At 70.1% G+C, this 16,531-nt stretch carries 15 protein-coding genes; 7 read left to right on the top strand and 8 right to left on the bottom strand.

Annotated features, from left to right (window positions below; genetic code table 11):
• From ACFFRH_RS33470 to ACFFRH_RS33485, 4 genes are all read right to left on the bottom strand, one after another.
• Positions 1-2,821 (bottom strand): type I polyketide synthase (locus ACFFRH_RS33470; protein WP_386161421.1); only part of this gene is annotated, 2,821 nt, incomplete at its 3' end.
• A gap of 36 nt (positions 2,822-2,857) precedes the next feature.
• Positions 2,858-3,601 (bottom strand): thioesterase II family protein, encoded by a 744-nt coding sequence (locus ACFFRH_RS33475; protein ID WP_344745734.1) that lies wholly within the window; start codon positions 3,599-3,601, stop codon positions 2,858-2,860.
• A 19-nt stretch (positions 3,602-3,620) separates the two neighbouring features.
• Positions 3,621-3,812, bottom strand: coding sequence for an acyl-CoA carboxylase subunit epsilon (locus tag ACFFRH_RS33480; RefSeq protein ID WP_344745735.1), 192 nt, complete (start codon positions 3,810-3,812; stop codon positions 3,621-3,623).
• Positions 3,812-5,329: an acyl-CoA carboxylase subunit beta gene (locus tag ACFFRH_RS33485; RefSeq protein ID WP_344745741.1), complete on the bottom strand. Its 1,518-nt coding sequence runs from the start codon at positions 5,327-5,329 to the stop codon at positions 3,812-3,814. Before ACFFRH_RS33485 ends, ACFFRH_RS33480 begins: the two co-directional genes overlap by 1 nt.
• 622 nt (positions 5,330-5,951) lie before the next feature.
• Here ACFFRH_RS33485 and ACFFRH_RS33490 point away from each other — a divergent pair.
• From ACFFRH_RS33490 to ACFFRH_RS33505, 4 genes are all read left to right on the top strand, one after another.
• The gene (locus ACFFRH_RS33490) at positions 5,952-6,992 is read left to right on the top strand and encodes a MupA/Atu3671 family FMN-dependent luciferase-like monooxygenase (protein ID WP_344745736.1); all 1,041 of its coding nucleotides are present in this window, start codon (positions 5,952-5,954) and stop codon (positions 6,990-6,992) included.
• A 21-nt stretch (positions 6,993-7,013) separates the two neighbouring features.
• The gene (locus tag ACFFRH_RS33495; protein WP_344745737.1) at positions 7,014-7,514 is read left to right on the top strand and encodes a flavin reductase family protein; all 501 of its coding nucleotides are present in this window, start codon (positions 7,014-7,016) and stop codon (positions 7,512-7,514) included.
• A 181-nt stretch (positions 7,515-7,695) separates the two neighbouring features.
• Complete coding sequence (locus ACFFRH_RS33500) at positions 7,696-8,232, top strand: NUDIX hydrolase family protein (RefSeq protein WP_344745738.1); 537 nt, start codon at positions 7,696-7,698, stop codon at positions 8,230-8,232.
• A gap of 232 nt (positions 8,233-8,464) precedes the next feature.
• Positions 8,465-9,760, top strand: coding sequence for an endonuclease Q family protein (locus ACFFRH_RS33505; protein WP_344745739.1), 1,296 nt, complete (start codon positions 8,465-8,467; stop codon positions 9,758-9,760).
• Between the two features lie 93 nt (positions 9,761-9,853).
• Here ACFFRH_RS33505 and ACFFRH_RS33510 read toward each other — a convergent pair whose 3' ends face one another.
• The 3 genes from ACFFRH_RS33510 to ACFFRH_RS33520 all read right to left on the bottom strand — a co-directional run bounded on the left by ACFFRH_RS33510 (position 9,854) and on the right by ACFFRH_RS33520 (position 12,322).
• Entirely contained in the window at positions 9,854-10,654 is an 801-nt protein-coding gene (locus ACFFRH_RS33510; protein WP_386161424.1) for a TIGR04282 family arsenosugar biosynthesis glycosyltransferase, read from the bottom strand.
• A 466-nt stretch (positions 10,655-11,120) separates the two neighbouring features.
• Positions 11,121-11,360, bottom strand: a complete 240-nt coding sequence (locus ACFFRH_RS33515) for a hypothetical protein (protein WP_386161426.1) — start codon at positions 11,358-11,360, stop codon at positions 11,121-11,123.
• Positions 11,361-11,635: 275 nt separating this feature from the next.
• A complete protein-coding gene (locus ACFFRH_RS33520; protein WP_386161428.1) occupies positions 11,636-12,322 on the bottom strand; it encodes a nucleoside/nucleotide kinase family protein in 687 nt (228 codons plus the stop codon).
• A 180-nt stretch (positions 12,323-12,502) separates the two neighbouring features.
• Here ACFFRH_RS33520 and ACFFRH_RS33525 point away from each other — a divergent pair, with 180 nt between their 5' ends.
• Both ACFFRH_RS33525 and ACFFRH_RS33530 read left to right on the top strand, forming a co-directional pair.
• Positions 12,503-13,003 (top strand): SigE family RNA polymerase sigma factor, encoded by a 501-nt coding sequence (locus ACFFRH_RS33525; protein WP_386161430.1) that lies wholly within the window; start codon positions 12,503-12,505, stop codon positions 13,001-13,003.
• A complete protein-coding gene (locus ACFFRH_RS33530) occupies positions 13,000-14,262 on the top strand; it encodes a TolB family protein (RefSeq protein ID WP_386161432.1) in 1,263 nt (420 codons plus the stop codon). The genes ACFFRH_RS33525 and ACFFRH_RS33530 overlap by 4 nt, the downstream gene beginning before the upstream one ends.
• Before the next feature lie 53 nt (positions 14,263-14,315).
• Here ACFFRH_RS33530 and ACFFRH_RS33535 read toward each other — a convergent pair whose 3' ends face one another.
• Positions 14,316-15,050, bottom strand: a complete 735-nt coding sequence (locus ACFFRH_RS33535; RefSeq protein ID WP_386161433.1) for a GntR family transcriptional regulator — start codon at positions 15,048-15,050, stop codon at positions 14,316-14,318.
• A 137-nt stretch (positions 15,051-15,187) separates the two neighbouring features.
• Here ACFFRH_RS33535 and ACFFRH_RS33540 point away from each other — a divergent pair, with 137 nt between their 5' ends.
• A complete protein-coding gene (locus ACFFRH_RS33540; RefSeq protein WP_386161434.1) occupies positions 15,188-16,474 on the top strand; it encodes an extracellular solute-binding protein in 1,287 nt (428 codons plus the stop codon).
• The last annotated feature ends 57 nt before the right edge of the window (positions 16,475-16,531 follow it).

Consider the following 16,531-nt stretch of genomic DNA (forward strand, 5'->3'; position numbering starts at 1 on the left):
CCAACCACGGCTGCACAGCAGCAGACAAACGGCCACTGAAGACCACCGACCCACCACCGGCGACCTCCGTCACCGCACTCAACAACGGATGATCGATCGCCCCCAACCCAGCCGCACTCATCTCCCCGACCCCGGCACGCACCGGAATCCAGAACCGCTCCCGCTGGAAGGCATACGTCGGCAGATCCACCCGCGCCCCCTGGGCGAGGACCGCCGCCCAGTCAACGGCCACACCGTGGGTGTGAAGTCGGCCCAGCGCCTCAACCAGCGCCCGGACCTCATCACGGTCCTTACGCGCGACCGCGACGAACACACCATCCTCGACACTCTGCTGAGCCAGCGCGGTCAACGTGGTGTCCGGACCAACCTCCACGAACACGTTCGCCTGGCAGGCGGTGACGCCGTCGGCGAAACGCACCGCTTCACGGACGTGCCGCACCCAATACCCCGGGTCGGTCAGCAGACCCGGCTCCGCCAGACGACCCGTCACATTAGAGACGACAGGGATACTCGGCTCGGCGAAGGTCAGAGCGGAGACGATCTGCTCGAACTCCGCCAGCATCGGCTCCATCAGCGGAGAGTGGAAAGCGTGCGAGACCCGCAGCCGTCGAGTGCGGGCGCTCACCAGGCCCGCGATCTCCTCCACCGCGACCTCGCTGCCGGAGATCACCACGGCTTCCGGGCCGTTCACGGCGGCGATGCCGACGTCCTGGCGGCCCTCCAGCAGCGGAAGGATCTCCGCCTCGGGAGCGGCGATGGCCAGCATCGCCCCACCCTCCGGCAACGCCTGCATCAACCGGGCACGGGCGGTGACGAGGGCACACGCGTCGGGCAGCGACAGCACACCCGCCACGTGAGCAGCCGCGATCTCTCCCACCGAGTGCCCCACCAGCACATCCGGAGCCACACCCAGCGAGGTGAGCAGCCGATACAGGGCGACCTCGAACGCGAACAGCGCCGGCTGGGTCGTCCCCGTCTCGGCCAGTACCTCCTCCGGACCGGAGAACATCGCCTCACGCACCGACCCGGGCAACAGCGCGCAGACCTCGTCCAAAGCGTCGGCGAACACCGGGAAGGCAGAGGCCAGCTCACGCCCCATGCCCACCCGCTGACTACCCTGACCGGCGAACAACATCGCCAACCTGCCACCACCGGCCGCTTCCAACGCCGCCGCCGTACCATCGGCCAGAGCCCGCAGGCCCGCCACCAACTCCGCCCGATCCGCACCCACCACCGCCGCGCGCTGCTCCAGCAACGCCCGGCCCGTCGCCAACGACCAGCCGACATCGGCCGGCTCCAGCTCAGGCCGCTCCTCCACCCAGGACGCGAGCCGGGAAGCCTGACCCCGCAACGCCTCGGGAGACTTGGCCGACAACAGCCACGGCATCACCGGCAGCCCGGCAGCGTCGGCCTCGACCTCGGGCTCGGCCTCAGCCGGGCCCTGCTCGACGATCACATGCGCGTTCGTGCCGCTGACGCCGAAGGACGACACCGCAGCCCGGCGCGGACGGTCCTCCACATCCCACGCACGCGCCTCGGTCAACAGCTCCACCGCGCCCGCGGACCAGTCCACATGCGGCGACGGCGAATCCACGTGCAGCGTCTGCGGCAGCGTTCCGTGCCGCATCGCCATCACCATCTTGATGACACCACCGACACCGGCGGCGGCCTGGGTGTGACCGATGTTCGACTTCAACGATCCCAGCCACAGCGGCCGGTCCTCAGACCGGTCCTGGCCGTAGGTGGCGATCAGCGCCTGCGCCTCGATCGGGTCACCCAGCCGGGTACCCGTACCGTGCGCCTCGACCACGTCCACATCCGCGGCCGACAGACCGGCGTTCGCCAGCGCCTGGCGGATCACCCGCTGCTGCGACGGACCGTTCGGGGCGGTCAGCCCGTTGCTCGCACCGTCCTGGTTGACCGCGCTGCCCCGCACCACCGCGAGCACCCGGTGACCGTTGCGCCGCGCGTCCGACAGCCGCTCGACGAGCAGCATGCCGACACCCTCGGCCCAGCCGGTGCCGTCCGCCGACGCGGAGAACGCCTTGCACCGCCCGTCCACCGACAGACCACGCTGCCGCGAGAACTCCACGAACGTCGCCGGGGTCGCCATCACGGTCGCACCGCCGGCCAGCGCCAGATCGCACTCACCCGAACGCAGCGCCTGCACGGCCAGGTGCAGCGCCACCAGCGACGACGAGCACGCCGTGTCCACCGTGACCGCCGGACCCTCGAACCCGAACGTGTACGACACCCGGCCCGAGGCGATGCTGCCCGAGTTGCCGGTGCCCATCAGGCCTTCCAGCTCGCCCGGCACGTCCGAGAGCTGGGGCGCGTAGTCGTGGTACATCACACCCGCGAAGACACCCGTACGGCTGCCACGCAACCCCACCGGGTCCAGACCCGCCCGCTCGACCGCCTCCCACGACGCCTCCAGCAGCAACCGCTGCTGCGGATCCATCGCCAGCGCCTCACGCGGCGAGATCCCGAAGAAGCCCGCGTCGAACTCGCCGGCGTCGTGCAGGAACCCGCCGGAGCGCGAGTACGAGGTGCCCCGGTTGTCGGGGTCGGTGTCGTAGAGCCGCTCCAGGTCCCAGCCGCGGTCGGTCGGGAACTCCCCGATCGCGTCGGCACCGGCGGCCACCAGGTCCCACAGGCCCTCGGGCGAGGACACCCCACCGGGGAACCGGCAGGCCATCCCCACGATCGCGATCGGCTCGCGCGCCGCGTCGGTGAGAGAACGATTCTGCGCGCGCAGCCGTTCGGTCTCCTTCAGCGAGGAACGCAGGGCCTCGATGAGTTTGGTGTCGTTCGCAGTCATGCTCGCCTCGTACTCTTCGCGCTATCGAAAGTGGGACTACGCGCTCGGGATGCTTTCGGTGATCGTCCGCATCACCGCTGGGGCGTGGGAGTTCAGGTAGAAGTGACCGCCTCGGAAGACCTGCATGTCGAAGGCCCCGCTGGTGTGTTCCTTCCAGCGGGCCGCCTCGTCCAGCGAGACATGGGGGTCGTTGTCACCGACCAGCACGGTGACGGGCGCGTCGATCTTGATTCCGGGCTGGCATCGGTAGGTCATGATCGCCTTGTAGTCGCCGCGCAGCGAGGGCAGGATCATGCTCACCACCTCGGGGTCGTTCAGCATGCGCAGGTCGGTGCCGCCGAGCCGCCGCACCTCGGCCAGGAGCGCCTGGTCGCCCTCCTTGTGCACCGTCTCGTGGCGTGTGCAGGAGGGCGCGCGCCGGCCCGACGCGAACAGGACGAGCGGTGAGATGCCGTGCGTCAGCAGCCTTCTGGACACCTCGAACGCGACCACGGCGCCCATGCTGTGACCGAAGAAGGCCATCGGCCGGTCGGCCAGCGGGACGATCTCCTCGACCAGCCGGTCCGCGAGCGTCGCGATGTCGTCGATGCACGGCTCGTGGCGGCGTTCCTGCCTGCCCGGATACTGGACGGCCAGCACGTCCAGCCGTGAGGAGAGCTGTCTGGCGACGGGGTGGAAATACGAGGCCGAGCCCCCCGCGTGCGGGAAACAGATCAGGCGGGGGGCGGACGGCGGCGCGGCCTGGAACGAACGCAGCCACGTTCCGGTTTCGGTGATCACTTGCACTCCTTCTCCTGGTTCACCGGGAGGACCATGAATTCGGCGCCTCGAAGACCCCCGGCTCGTCCCAGGGAGGGAGATGAACGGAGGCGTCGCCGTCCTGAGGCCGGGTCGCGGAGGTGCGCGACAGGGCCGCCATCACCGCGGCCACCTCTTCCTGGTCGGGCTCACCGCGTACGAACCGGAACATGACTTCGTCGTCGCCGGCCATCACATCGGCAGGTTTCCGTGCTTGCGGTACGGGACCTTCGCGTTCTTCGCGCGAAGCATGGCGAGCGACCGGGCGAGGACCGCCCTGGTCTCGGCCGGGTCGATCACGTCGTCCACCAGGCCGCGCTCAGCGGCGTAGTAGGCGTGCATGAGCTCCTGCCGGTACTCCTTGATCATCTCGGTGCGCATCAGCTCGGGGTCGTCGGCCGCGGCGATCTCCTTGCGGAACACGACGTTCGCCGCGCCCTCGGCGCCCATGACGGCGATCTCGTTCGTCGGCCAGGCGAAGGACAGGTCCGCGCCGATGGAGCGGGAGTCCATCACGATGTAGGCCCCGCCGTACGCCTTGCGCAGGATGACCTGGATGCGGGGAACGGTGGCGTTGCAGTACGCGTACAGCAGCTTCGCCCCGTGCCTGATGATGCCGGCGTGCTCCTGGTCCTTGCCCGGCAGGAAGCCGGGCACGTCGACCAGGGTGACCAGCGGGATGCTGAACGCATCGCAGAACTGGACGAATCGCGCCGCCTTCTCCGAGGCGTCGATGTCCAGCGCGCCGGCCAGCGAGGAGGGCTGGTTGGCCACGATCCCCACCACGTGGCCGTCGATCCTGGCCAGGGCGCAGATGACGTTGGTCGCCCACAGGGTGTGCACCTCGAAGAAGTCACCGAGATCCACGATCTCCCTGATGACCTCGCGGATGTCGTACGACCTGCTGAGCTCGACGGGCACGATGTCGAGAAGGGCGTCGCAGCGCCGGTCGGCCGGGTCGGACGTCGGCAGGTCGGGCGGCGCCTCGCGGTTGTTGGCCGGCAGGAGGGAGAGCAGGTAGCGGACCTCCTCAAGGCAGTCCGCCTCGTTGTCGTAGACGAATCCGGCGGCTCCCGAGAGCGTTCCGTGCACCTGGGCGCCCCCGAGCCCGTCGTGGCTGATCCGCTCGCCGGTCACGGCCTCGACCACGCTCGGGCCGGTGATGTACATCTGCGAGATGCCGTCGACCATGAAGGTGAAGTCGGTCAGCGCCGGCGAGTAGGTGGCGCCGCCGGCGCACGGGCCGAGCATCACGCTGATCTGCGGGATGACCCCGGAGGCCCGCACGTTGCGCTGGAAGATCCCGCCGTAGCCGGCCAGGGCGGTCACGCCCTCCTGGATCCTGGCGCCGGCCCCGTCGCTGAGGCTGACGAGCGGCGCGCCCGTCGCCGTCGCGAGGTCCATCAGTTTGTGGATCTTCTGGGCGTGCGCCTCGCCGAGCGAGCCGCCGAAGATCCGGAAGTCGTGGGCGTAGGCGAAGACGGTGCGGCCGTGTACGGTGCCCCACCCGGTCACGACGCCGTCGGTGTACGGCCGCCGGTTCTCCATGCCGAAGCCGCTGGCGCGGTGCCTGCGCAGCTGCTCGATCTCGGTGAAGCTGCCGGGGTCGAAGAGAAGTTCCAGCCGTTCGTCGACGGTGAGCTTGCCCTTGGCCCGCTGCTGCTCCGTGGCCGACTGGACATCACCGCCGCGTGCCTGGTCCTTGAGCATTCCGAGTTCGGCGACCCTCTCCCGCAGCGAGAGAGGTGTTTCCAGGCCGCGTTCTGTGGTAAGAGTCACGTTGCGTATATCCTCTCGGCCAATAAGCAGGGATATTCGACAATGCGCCATTCATTGCGTGAACGGATGCCCCGCCTCATTCACGCCTCATTCCAGCGGATGAGACGGCGACGCAGCTACCGAGACTCGCCCCTAAAGATCGAACCGGTATTCCCCTACGAAATCCCCTAGGACGGCCGGCGAGGTAAGGGTCCGACGCCGGGCGGCACGAGCCCCGTCGGCGAGTGGATTCCAGCCGGCGACGCGGTACGGCCGAGGGCGATGCGGTGCGACCGGGTCAGCCGCCGTCCGGAGGCCCGCAGGCCGGAACCCCGGGCCGGGCGCCGCGGGCGTGACGCGCGTTCACCTCGGTGTTTCGCGCGGCCCCGTTCGCGACCGCGCGTGCTTCGAGGAGGTCTCCACCGGCCGCCCGCGCGAGGGGAAATGGGCGGCCACCGCGCGGCTAGTGGATTCTAGGGGTTACTCGGCCTCCCCGATCTCGCGAACAATGGTGTCGCTTGGCCGTATATGAGCGTGTGCTCCATGCGAGCTCTCAGCACGTTAGGAGAAACCGTTGGACTTTGGCCTTTTCTATTTCGCTGACGAGGCAAGGGCAGGAACCGATCAGTACCGGCTGTTGCTGGAAGGGGCCCGATTCGCCGACACCCACGGTTTCTCCGCGGTGTGGACGCCGGAACGGCACTTCCACGAGTTCGGTGGCCGCTACCCCAACCCCGCCGTCGTCGGCGCGGCCATCGCGGCCGTGACGGAGCACGTCGCGATCCGCGCCGGGAGCGTCGTGGCCCCGCTGCACCACCCGGCGCGCATCGCCGAGGAATGGGCGGTCGTGGACAACCTGTCCGGCGGCCGCGCCGGCATCGCCTTCGCGACCGGCTGGCACCTGAACGACTTCGCGCTCCGGCCGGAGAACTACGGCGACCGCAGGCAGGTCACCACCGAAACGGTCGACACCGTGCGGCGCCTGTGGCGGCAGGAGTCGGTGGAGCTGAGCGACGGCGCCGGCGAGCCGATCAAGGTCCGGACCCATCCGGCCCCGATCCAGCCGGAACTGCCGACCTGGCTCACCAGCTCGGGCAACCCCGGGACGTTCCGCCAGGCGGGCGAGCTCGGCGTCGGCATCCTCACGCACCTGCTCGGCCAGAGCCTGGACGAGCTGGCGCACAAGGTCGCCGACTACCGCGAGCACTTCGCCAGGAACCACGGCGGCACCGGCCATGTCGTGCTGATGCTGCACACCTTCCTCGGCGAGGACCGGGCCCGCGTGCGCGAGGTGGTCCACCAGCCGTTCACCGACTACCTGCGCAGCTCGATCGGGCTGGTCATGAAGGCGGCCGAGGAGCTGATCCCCGGCCTGGACCCGGACTCGATGGACCCCGAGGACATCGAGTTCCTCCTGGAGGTCTCCTTCGACCGCTACTTCGACACCGGCGGCCTCTTCGGCACGGTCGACGACGGCATGGCCATGCTGCGCTCCCTGGAGGGGATCGGCGTCGACGAGATCGGCTGTCTCGTCGACTTCGTCCCCGACACCGACACCGTGCTCGGCGGCCTCGACCATCTCGACCGGCTCAAGCGGGCGTGGGAAGCGCGGTGAGTGATGATCGATAGCCTGAGAATGCGACGTGTGCTCGGCCGGTATCCGACCGGGGTGGTGGTGATCGCCGCGATGTCGGACGGCGAGCCGTCCGGTTTCACGGTCAACTCCTTCACCTCGGTCTCCCTCGACCCGCCGATCGTGGCCTTCTGCGCCGCGCACACCTCGACCACGTGGCCGCGGATCAGGGCCGCGGGCGCCTTCACCATCAGCCTGCTGAGCGCCGGGCAGGAGGCGGTGTGCCGGTCGTTCGCGACCAGGGGCGCCGACCGCTTCTCCGGCATCGGCTGGTCCGCGAAGGAGGGCGGCCACCTCGCGATCGACGGCGCGCTGGCCTGGATCGACTGCGTCCTGGAGACGAGCCACCTCGTGGGGGACCACGAGCTGATCCTCGCCAGGGTGATCTCACTGGCCGCGAACGACGACGACGGGGAACCGCTGGTCTTCCACCAGGGACAGCTGCACCGGGTGTGCGCCGACGCCCTGGCGACGCCCTGCCGGACCCTCCAGACGATCTCGTGATCCCTGCCCCGTACCCCGTACAAAGCCCAGGCCCATACCCGGACCTGGGCTTTTACCGTTCCTCCCGCCCACGGCCCGCGGGCGGCCGCTGAGGGGCGGTGCCCGCCGACGGGAGATCGACTCCGGAGCCGAAGCGGGGAGACGACGCGTTTCCGAGCCGCCCTCGACGTACGATCGGTCAATGACCGAAATGACCGAAACCACGCCCGGCTGGCTCTCTCCCGAAGAACTGGAGTCGGCCCGCGCGCGGATGCCGATTCTCTACATCGACGCCGTACCGGTACGGGTCGACGAGACGGGAGTGGTCACGCGTATCGGCCTGCTGCTGCGCATCGGAGCGGACGGAGCGGTCAGCCGCGCCCTCGTCTCCGGCCGCGTGCTTCACCACGAGCGCGTCCGTGACGCGCTCATGCGCCACCTGGAGAAGGACCTCGGCCCGACGGCGCTGCCCCGTGTCCCCGCCTCCCCACAGCCGTTCACCATCGCCGAGTACTTCCCGACCCAGGGCGTCACCCCCTACCACGACCCCCGGCAGCACGCGGTGTCCCTGGCCTACGTCGTCCCGGTCGCGGGTGACTGCCGCCCCCGGCAGGACGCCCTCGACCTCGTCTGGTTCACCCCCGAGGAGGCCTCCTCCCCGCTGGTGCAGCAGGAGATGCTCGGCGGGCAGGGCGTCCTGCTGAAGCAGGCCCTCGCACACGTCGGCTGCCTTTCCTGACCCCTCGTCCCCGGCGTCCGGGTGTACGGCCTTCCTCGCCACGCTGCCCGTCCCAGTCCCGGACCCGATGTCGAGGAACCGTCGCACACCCTGACGCGCGATTCGGCCATGCCCTCACCGCCCGCCCCTCGTTCTCGGCGAGAGATGCGAGGAACCCACAAGATCCCAGATCTTTGTCGGCGGATATCATCTTTCCTGATCTTCGTATCGGGCATGTGGCAGAATCTGATGAATGCGGTTCCATGCTGACCTGCACATCCACTCGAAATACGCTCGGGCCTGCAGCAGAGACAGCGATCTGGAACACCTGACATGGTGGGCGCGGCGCAAGGGCATCGCGCTGATGGGCACCGGTGACTTCACGCATCCGGCGTGGTTCGAGCACCTGCGTGAGAACCTCGTGCCGGCGGAGCCGGGGCTGTTCCGGCTGCGCGAGGAGATCGACCTGGACGCCCTCGGGCCGCCGCCCGCCGGCGCGCTCCCCGGCCAGGCCGGCCAGGTGCGGTTCATGCTGTCCACGGAGGTCTCCACGATCTACCGGCGCGGCGAGCGCACCCGCAAGATCCACCACCTGGTCTACATGCCGGGCTTCGAGGAGGCCGCGGCGTTCAACGCCAGGCTCGACCGGATCGGCAACCTGGGCGCCGACGGGCGGCCCGTCCTCGGCATGGACTCCCGCGCCCTGCTGGAGATCACCCTGAGCAGCGGCGACGGCGCCTACCTGGTGCCCGCCCACGTCTGGACGCCATGGTTCGGCGTCTTCGGCTCGAAGTCCGGGTTCGACACGATCGAGGAGTGCTACGGCGAGCTCTCCGGACACATCTTCGCGCTGGAGACCGGCCTGTCCAGCGACCCGGCGATGAACTGGCGGGTCTCCGCCCTCGACCGCTACCGGCTGGTCAGTCATTCCGACGCCCACTCACCACCCATGGTCGGCCGCGAGACGACGGTGTTCGAGACCGACCTCGACTACTTCGCCGTCCTGCGAGCGCTCCAGACCGGGACCGGGTACGCGGGAACGACCGAGTTCTTCCCCGAGGAGGGCAGGTACCACGTCGACGGGCACCGCAAGTGCGACATCCGGATGGACCCCGAGGAGACGCGCGGGCGCGACGGGATCTGCCCCGTGTGCGGGAAACCGCTCACGGTGGGCGTGCTGAACCGGGTCCAGGAACTGGCCGACCGGCCCGAGGGCTTCCGGCCGGAGGGCGTCGCGGGCTTCCGCAACCTCGTACCGCTGCCGGAGATCGTGGGCGAGATCCTCGACGTGGGATCGAAGAGCAAGAAGGTCCTCAAGGAGGTCGACGAGCTCACCTCCGCCCTGGGCCCCGAGCTGAGGATCCTGGAGGACGTGCCGGTCGACGACATCGCGGCCCACTCGCCGCCGCTCGCGGAGGCCGTCGGGCGGCTGCGCCGCGGCGAGGTGATCCGGGAACCCGGGTACGACGGCACCTACGGCGTGATCCGGCTCTTCGAACCGGGCGAGCTGGAGCGGGCGCGCGAGGACATCGCCCCGACGCTCTTCTAGGCCCTCACAGGGTTTCCGTACGGCTTCCGTACGGCTTCCGCGGAGCTTCCGTAAAGCCCCATACGGCTCCCGCACGGTTTTCCGGCGCCCCGTTCACCGAAGCGCGCTCATCCTGGCGAGGGTGGCGGCGAAGAAGGACCGCGGAGCCTGCGCGGCCACCACGAACGCGTCCGCCGCGGTGTCCACGTCGGTGAGGCGGGGCATCAGGGCGACGCTCAGCCCGGCCTCCCCCAGCCTCCGCAGCTGGACCTCACCGGCGGTCGGCTCCGACATCAGGACGCCGAGCAGGAGAGCGGGGTCGGGAGCGCGCAGCCCGAGCAGCCAGAACCCGCCGTCCGCCGCCGGGCCGAACACCGCGTCGTAGGCGCCGAGCAGGGAGAGGGCGTAGACCAGCATGTCCGGGGTGACCTGCGGGGTGTCCATCCCGATGAGCACGACCGGTCCCGGCAGGAGCCGGTGGGCGTCGTCGAAGGCCGCGGCGAGCCGCTCGTCCGGCCCGTCCCCGCGCTGCGGCAGCACCGTGAACCCGTGCGGGAGCCAGGGCCCCGGGGCGCCGTCGAGCACGAGCACACGCCGGGCGACCGGGACCCGGGCGACCGCGCGCAGCGTGTCCTCAAGGGCGGCGGCGGCCAGTGCGGCGGCCTCGCCCGCGGTGAAGGGCGGGATCAACCGGGTCTTGACCTTCCCGGAGACCGGCTCCCCGGCGATCACCACGACCTGCCCTCTGGGCAGCCCGCCCTGGGACGGTACGCGCCGCGACGACTCACCCCGGGCTCCCTGGCTCCGGGTCCGGTTCTGGGACGCCTCGCCGTGGAGGATTTCGTTCCGGGAGAGTTCGTCCCGGGTGTGCGGAAACGGGCCGGTGCCGTACCGTCCGTTTCCCGCGCCGTTCATGCGTCCGCTCGATCGGCCGTCACCCGGCGCGTCAGGGCGGCCTTCTCGTCCGGGCGAGGCGACGCCGCGTCGATCTCCATCGTTCGACGCTACGGCCGGCGGACGGACTCACCCCTGAGGGACGGTGACGCGCTGCCAAGAAATGACCAGTTCAGGGCCATCGTCAGAGATTGACCGGGAATCCGGATGGCCAGGCACTCCCGGCTCCCGTCTCACCGGCCGGAACCGCGAGCACCAGGCCAGAGCCGCCTGACGCCCGACGCCTGACGCCTGACGCCCGACCAGAGCTGTGGAGCGCCCGGCCGAAGCCGTCAACATCCGGCCAGAGCCGTCGTCGCCCGGCCGGAGATCCACGTCGGCAAGCCGGCGAGTCGGCGAGGGCGCGTCCATCGGTCGCGCCCCACGTACGACCGATGGACGCGTCCTCGCGTACGGCAGTACGGCACCCACACGGCCTACGTGAACGTCACATGCTCTCCGTGAACGTCCGGGAGTTGCTCTCACTGCTGAGGTAGCTCTGGTAGCCCGGCCCCCACGTCCAGGTCTCCGTGCGATCCCCCTTCTTGACGGTCACCCTCCCGAAGAGGAAGCAGTCCGCCGCCACGGCGGGCTGGGGCGGGATGAGAGCGGCGGACGCGACCGGCGCGGTGAGCGTCACCATGGAGGCGGTGAGGACGGTGGTGGCGATACAGCGGGCAACGGACATGGGTTCTCCCATGACGTGCGGATGATTCGACGGAGATATCGCCTTTTTTCCGGAAAGACGAACCACCCCGACCATCAAAACTCACACCGAGCCACATTCGGCACGACCGCCCCTTTTATCCATGTATGTCCTCGCCGACACCCAGGAGCGAGGAGCCCACCTGTCTCACCCGGCGTCCCTCCTGATCCCGGCGAACAGCCGCTCGGCGGCAGGCACTCGTCAACCGAGCTCCGTCAGCCGAGCTCCGTCAGCCGAGCTCCGTCAGCCCGGTCCCGTCAGCCCGGTCCCGTCTCGCGGTCGCCGATCGAGCGCAGGACGGCGTCGGGGACGACGAGGTCGGCGCGGGAGCGGGTGGTGGCGATGAGGTCGGCGTTGCGCTGGTCGGTTCCCAGCGCCCAGGCCACGGCGGCGTCGGGGGTCTTGCCGAAGCGCTCGTGCCGGGAGACGAGGCGGCGCACGCGCTCGTCCGGGTCGAGGTCGCAGTACCAGACCTCGTGCAGCCCGGCTCGCACGCGCGCCCAGTCGCCCTGGTCGAGCAGCAGGTAGTTCCCCTCGGTGACGACGAGCCTGGCGGCCCGGGGGACCGGGATGCTGCCCGCGATCGGCTGCTCCAGGTCGCGCTCGAACGCGGGCGCGTAGACCACATCGTCCTCGTCCTCGCGCAGGCGGCGCAGGAGGGCCGCGTACCCGGCGGCGTCGAAGGTGTCCGGGGCGCCCTTGCGGCCGCGGCGTCCGAGCCGGTCGAGCTCGACGTCCGCGAGGTGGAAGCCGTCCATCGGCACGTACGCCACCCACTCCCGCTCCGGCAGCCCCTCGGGAGGCGCCGAGCGCAGCAGGCGGACCAGGTGCTCGGCGAGGGTGGTCTTGCCCGCCCCCGGGCCTCCGGTGACGCCGAGCAGCGCGCGGTGCCCCTCTCGTACGAGGGAGCGCGCCCGGACCACCAGGTCGTCGAGGGATGTCATCGGGACCGGCCCGCGAGAAGCGGGCCGCCCAGGACCGGGACAGCCGAGGTGGTCGCCATCTGAACGAAGGTAGCCGAGCCATCCGCCGACATCCAGCGCGGCCTGCACACATCGACGGCGTGGTGCAACATTTCCGGGTTCTTCGGCGTCTAGGCCATGACGATGGAGAAAGGACGGCATGTGGACGACGAACCCGGTTTCGACGACTTCGTGGCCGAACGGGGTGAGGCGCTTCTCCGCTACGCGTACGTCCTGACCGGCAACCCGCACGACGCCGCCGATCTCACGCAGGAGGCGTTGACCCGGTTGCGCGACGCCTGGCCGAGGGTGCGGCACAAGGCCGACGCGCACGGTTACGCCCGGACGACGATGGCGCGGCTGCACATCAGCATCTGGCGGCGGCGCAGGCGCGAGCATCTCACCGGGGAGCCGCCCGAGCGGCCCTGGGAGGCGGTCTTCCCCTCCGAGGAGGACCAGGGACTCTGGCGGGAGCTGGCCGCGCTGCCCCGCAGACAGCGCGCCGTGCTGGTGCTCCGCTACTACGAGCAGCTGGCCGACGCCGAGATCGCCGAGGTGCTCCGCATCTCCCCGGGGACCGTGCGCAGCCAGGCCTCCCGTGGCCTGGACAAGCTGCGGTCCTCCCTCTCCACCTCACCGGCGGCCTACGGGAGCACGCGATGACCGACATCGAAGACAAGCTGATCCGCGTCCTCGCCGGAGCGGCGGACCAGGTGCCCGAGCGGGCGCGGATCGACCTGTCCGTGGCGGTCGGGTCGCGCCACCGCCCCCGCCGGGCGCCCGCCGCGCTGCTCGCGGCGATGGCCGTGGTCGTGGTGGCCGGTGGAGCGGGTACGGCGGTGCGGACCCTGGGCTCGTCGGCCGTGCGGCAGCCCGCGGTGAACGCCACGGGCACGCAGGGACCGACACCACAGCCGGACCCGGTGCCGGAGGAGAAGCCGCCGCCCATCGAGAAGGTATGGCCGCGGGCCCTGCACAAGATCTCCGCCAAGCTGCCCGACGGCCGCGCCTACCACCCGCAGTCGCTTCTCGACGATCGGACGCTGCTCGTCATGACGGGAGCGAGCGACGGGAGGAAGCAGTTCCTTTGGAGCTACGACCTGAAGACCGGCGAGCCGCGGCGGATCACCGAGATCCCGACCCGGAACTCGACGCTCTACGCCGAGGGCGTCACCGCGGGCGGCGGGGACATCGTCTGGTGGGCGTCGTACAAGGATCCGGGCAGGCAGCGGGTCGCCCGGATCTGGACCGTGCCCGTCGGCGGCGGCACCCCTCGGAAGGTGGCCGACGTCCCGCTGGAGAACGTCATGAAGAAGGGCCACATCAGAGCGCTGGAGGTGGTGGGCCGGGACGTGGTCTTCTCCCGCGAGAGCGGCGGAGTGTACCGGGTGCCGCTGCGCGGCGGCGAGCCGCGGGCGGTGCCGGGGACCGCGGGACAGCATCTCCTGCGATGGCCCTGGGTGGGCCACCACACCAATCGGGGCACCTCGGCCAAGCGGAACGACGCGGCCACGCTGACCGTCTTCGCCAAGCTGTTCGACGCCGAGACGGGAAAGTGGCGTGACGCCGTGGTCAAGCCCTACGAGACCTTCGTCAGGTGCGGCGTCGACCGGTGTTACGGCCAGAGCCTGCCCAAGGGATCCAACCCTCGCAAATTCGTCCGCGACCGCGACGGTTCCCGGGACCGGACGCTGCCTTTTGATGTTCAGATAGACGATCCCGGCCTGGAGCGGTTCTACAAGAGGATGCCCAGGGGCGGCGGCGTCTTCCTCTACGACCTGGTCACCGGCACATCCGCCGATCTGGGCGTACGAAGGGACGAGAGGGGGAACACGTCCATCCCCGACGGCGGCTTCGACCGGCTGATGACCTATCGGGTCGGGGAGAAAATGTACGTCGTGGACCTGGCCGCGATCAGGTGAGGGAACGGGCCGGGACTCACGCCCGGCCCCCTCGGGAGGCCCGGCCCCCGGCATCAGCCGGAGTCGGCGTTGAAGGACAGTTCGGAGGTCACCCGGTAGCGGTCGCCCCGGTAGATCGAGCGGGTGAACTCGACGATCCGGCCGCCGACGTCGCGGGTGGTGCGCTCGAAGAGCAGGGCCGGGGCGTGCTGGGGGACGTGGAGGAGCTCGGCCTCGGTCTCGTCGGTGACGGTGGGCTCTATCGTCTGCACGGCGCCGCGGACGTCGACGTCGAAACGTTCCCGCAGCAGCCGGTAGAACGAGCCCGACTCCATGTCGGCCGGGACCAGGCCCTCGACCAGGGCGTACGGCAGGTGGATGCGCTCGATCGCCATGGGCTCGTCGTCGACGACGCGCAGCCGCACGACCCTCAGGACGGGGTCGGCGGGAGAGAGCTGGAGCCGGGTGGCGAGCCGGGCGCCCGCGGGGGTGGAGCCGAACTCCAGGATCCGGCTGAGCCAGTTGCCCTCGGCGGGCGGGGCGTAGAACGAGTTGCCGGTGGTCGAGGCCAGCGCCTGGGTGACCCGGTGCGGCCCGGTGAACGTGCCGCGACCGTGCTCTCGGACGAGCAGCCCCGACATGACCAGATCGTCGATCGCCGCGCGCACCGTGGGCCGGGAGACCCCGAGCTCCTTGCAGAGATCCCGCTCGGAGGGGATCGCCTCGCCCGGCTTCATGTCGGCGATGAAGTCGAGCAGGACATCGCGCACCCGGTCGCGCTTGAGCCCGGACCTCATGTTTAGAGTCACCACCCCAGCTTACCAAGAGCTTACCTATTTGTTACCTCTTGTCCTCGAAAAAACAGGCCTTGACGACAGTAGTGGTAAGAGCCACCCTATGCGGAGCAGGCCAATTACTTACCAATATCTGACCTCTGGGAGTACCGATGGGGTACCGCCTCCGCGCCACCGCGGCAGCGTTGACACTCGCCGCAGGCCTCACCGCATGCGGCTCCTCCGAGCCGTCCCCCTCCGCGGACTCGCCCGGCTCGGCCGGCACCGGGCAGGGCACCACCGACCTGACCGTGTGGGTCATGCGCGACAGCTTCTCCGACGCCCTGCTCGACCGCTTCCGCGCCGACTACCGGGCGGCCCACCCCGGCGTCGCCCTCGACATCCAGATCCAGGAGTGGGACGGCATCGGCCAGCGGGTCACCAGCGCCCTGGCCAGCAACGACGCCCCGGACGTCATCGAGGTCGGAAACACCCAGGTCGCCGAGTACGCCGCCAGCGGCGGGGTGAAGGACCTCACCGACAAGGTCACCGACCTGGGCGGCGGCGACTGGCTGCCCGGCCTGGCCGAGCCGGGCAAGATCGACGGACGCCAGTACGGCATCCCGTGGTACGCCGCGAACCGGGTGGTCATCTACAACAAGGACCTGTTCGCCAAGGCCTCGATCACCTCGCCGCCCAAGACCAGGGACGAGTGGCTGGAGGTCACGGCGAAGCTCAACAAGGGCGGCGACCAGGGCATCTACCTGCCCGGCCAGAACTGGTACACCCTCGCGGGGTTCATCTGGGACGAGGGCGGCGACCTCGCCGTCAACGAGGGCGGCACCTGGAAGGGCGGCCTCGGCACCCCCCAGGCGCTGGCCGGGGTCGAGTTCTACCGGAAGCTCCAGGCGCTGGGCAAGGGCCCCAAGGACTCCGACGAGGCCAGGCCGCCGCAGGCCGACGTCTTCGCCAAGGGCGACGTCGCCCAGCTCATCTCCGCCCCGGGCGGCGCGGTGGCGATCGAGAAGGCCAATCCCGACCTCAAGGGCAAGCTCGGGTTCTTCCCCATCCCCGGCAAGACCGCCGACAAGCCGGGCGCGGTGTTCACCGGCGGCTCCGACCTGGTCATCCCCGAGGCCTCGAAGAACCCCGAGGCGGCGTACGAGGTGGTGAAGGCGCTCGCGGGTGAGAGGTTCCAGACCGACATGGCCAAGGAGATGAGCTACGTGCCCAACCGCGTCTCCCTCGCCGGCGTGCTGAGCGACAACGAGGCGACGGCCGCGATGGCCGCGGGCGCCGCCAACGGGCACGCCACCCCCAACTCCCCCAACTGGGCGGCGGTCGAGGCCAAGAACCTGATCAAGGAGTATCTGACCAAGGTGCTCACCGGAGGCACCCCCGCCACCGAGGCCGCCACCGTGGACCGGGGCATCGCCGAGATCCTCAACACCAAGTCCTGACACCCGCCCCCCGGACCGGCCGCGAGAAACCTCGGCCTGAGAAACGGACCGGCCGCG

This window comes from Streptosporangium vulgare, from assembly GCF_042428775.1.
Taxonomy (GTDB): Bacteria; Actinomycetota; Actinomycetes; order Streptosporangiales; family Streptosporangiaceae; genus Streptosporangium; species Streptosporangium vulgare.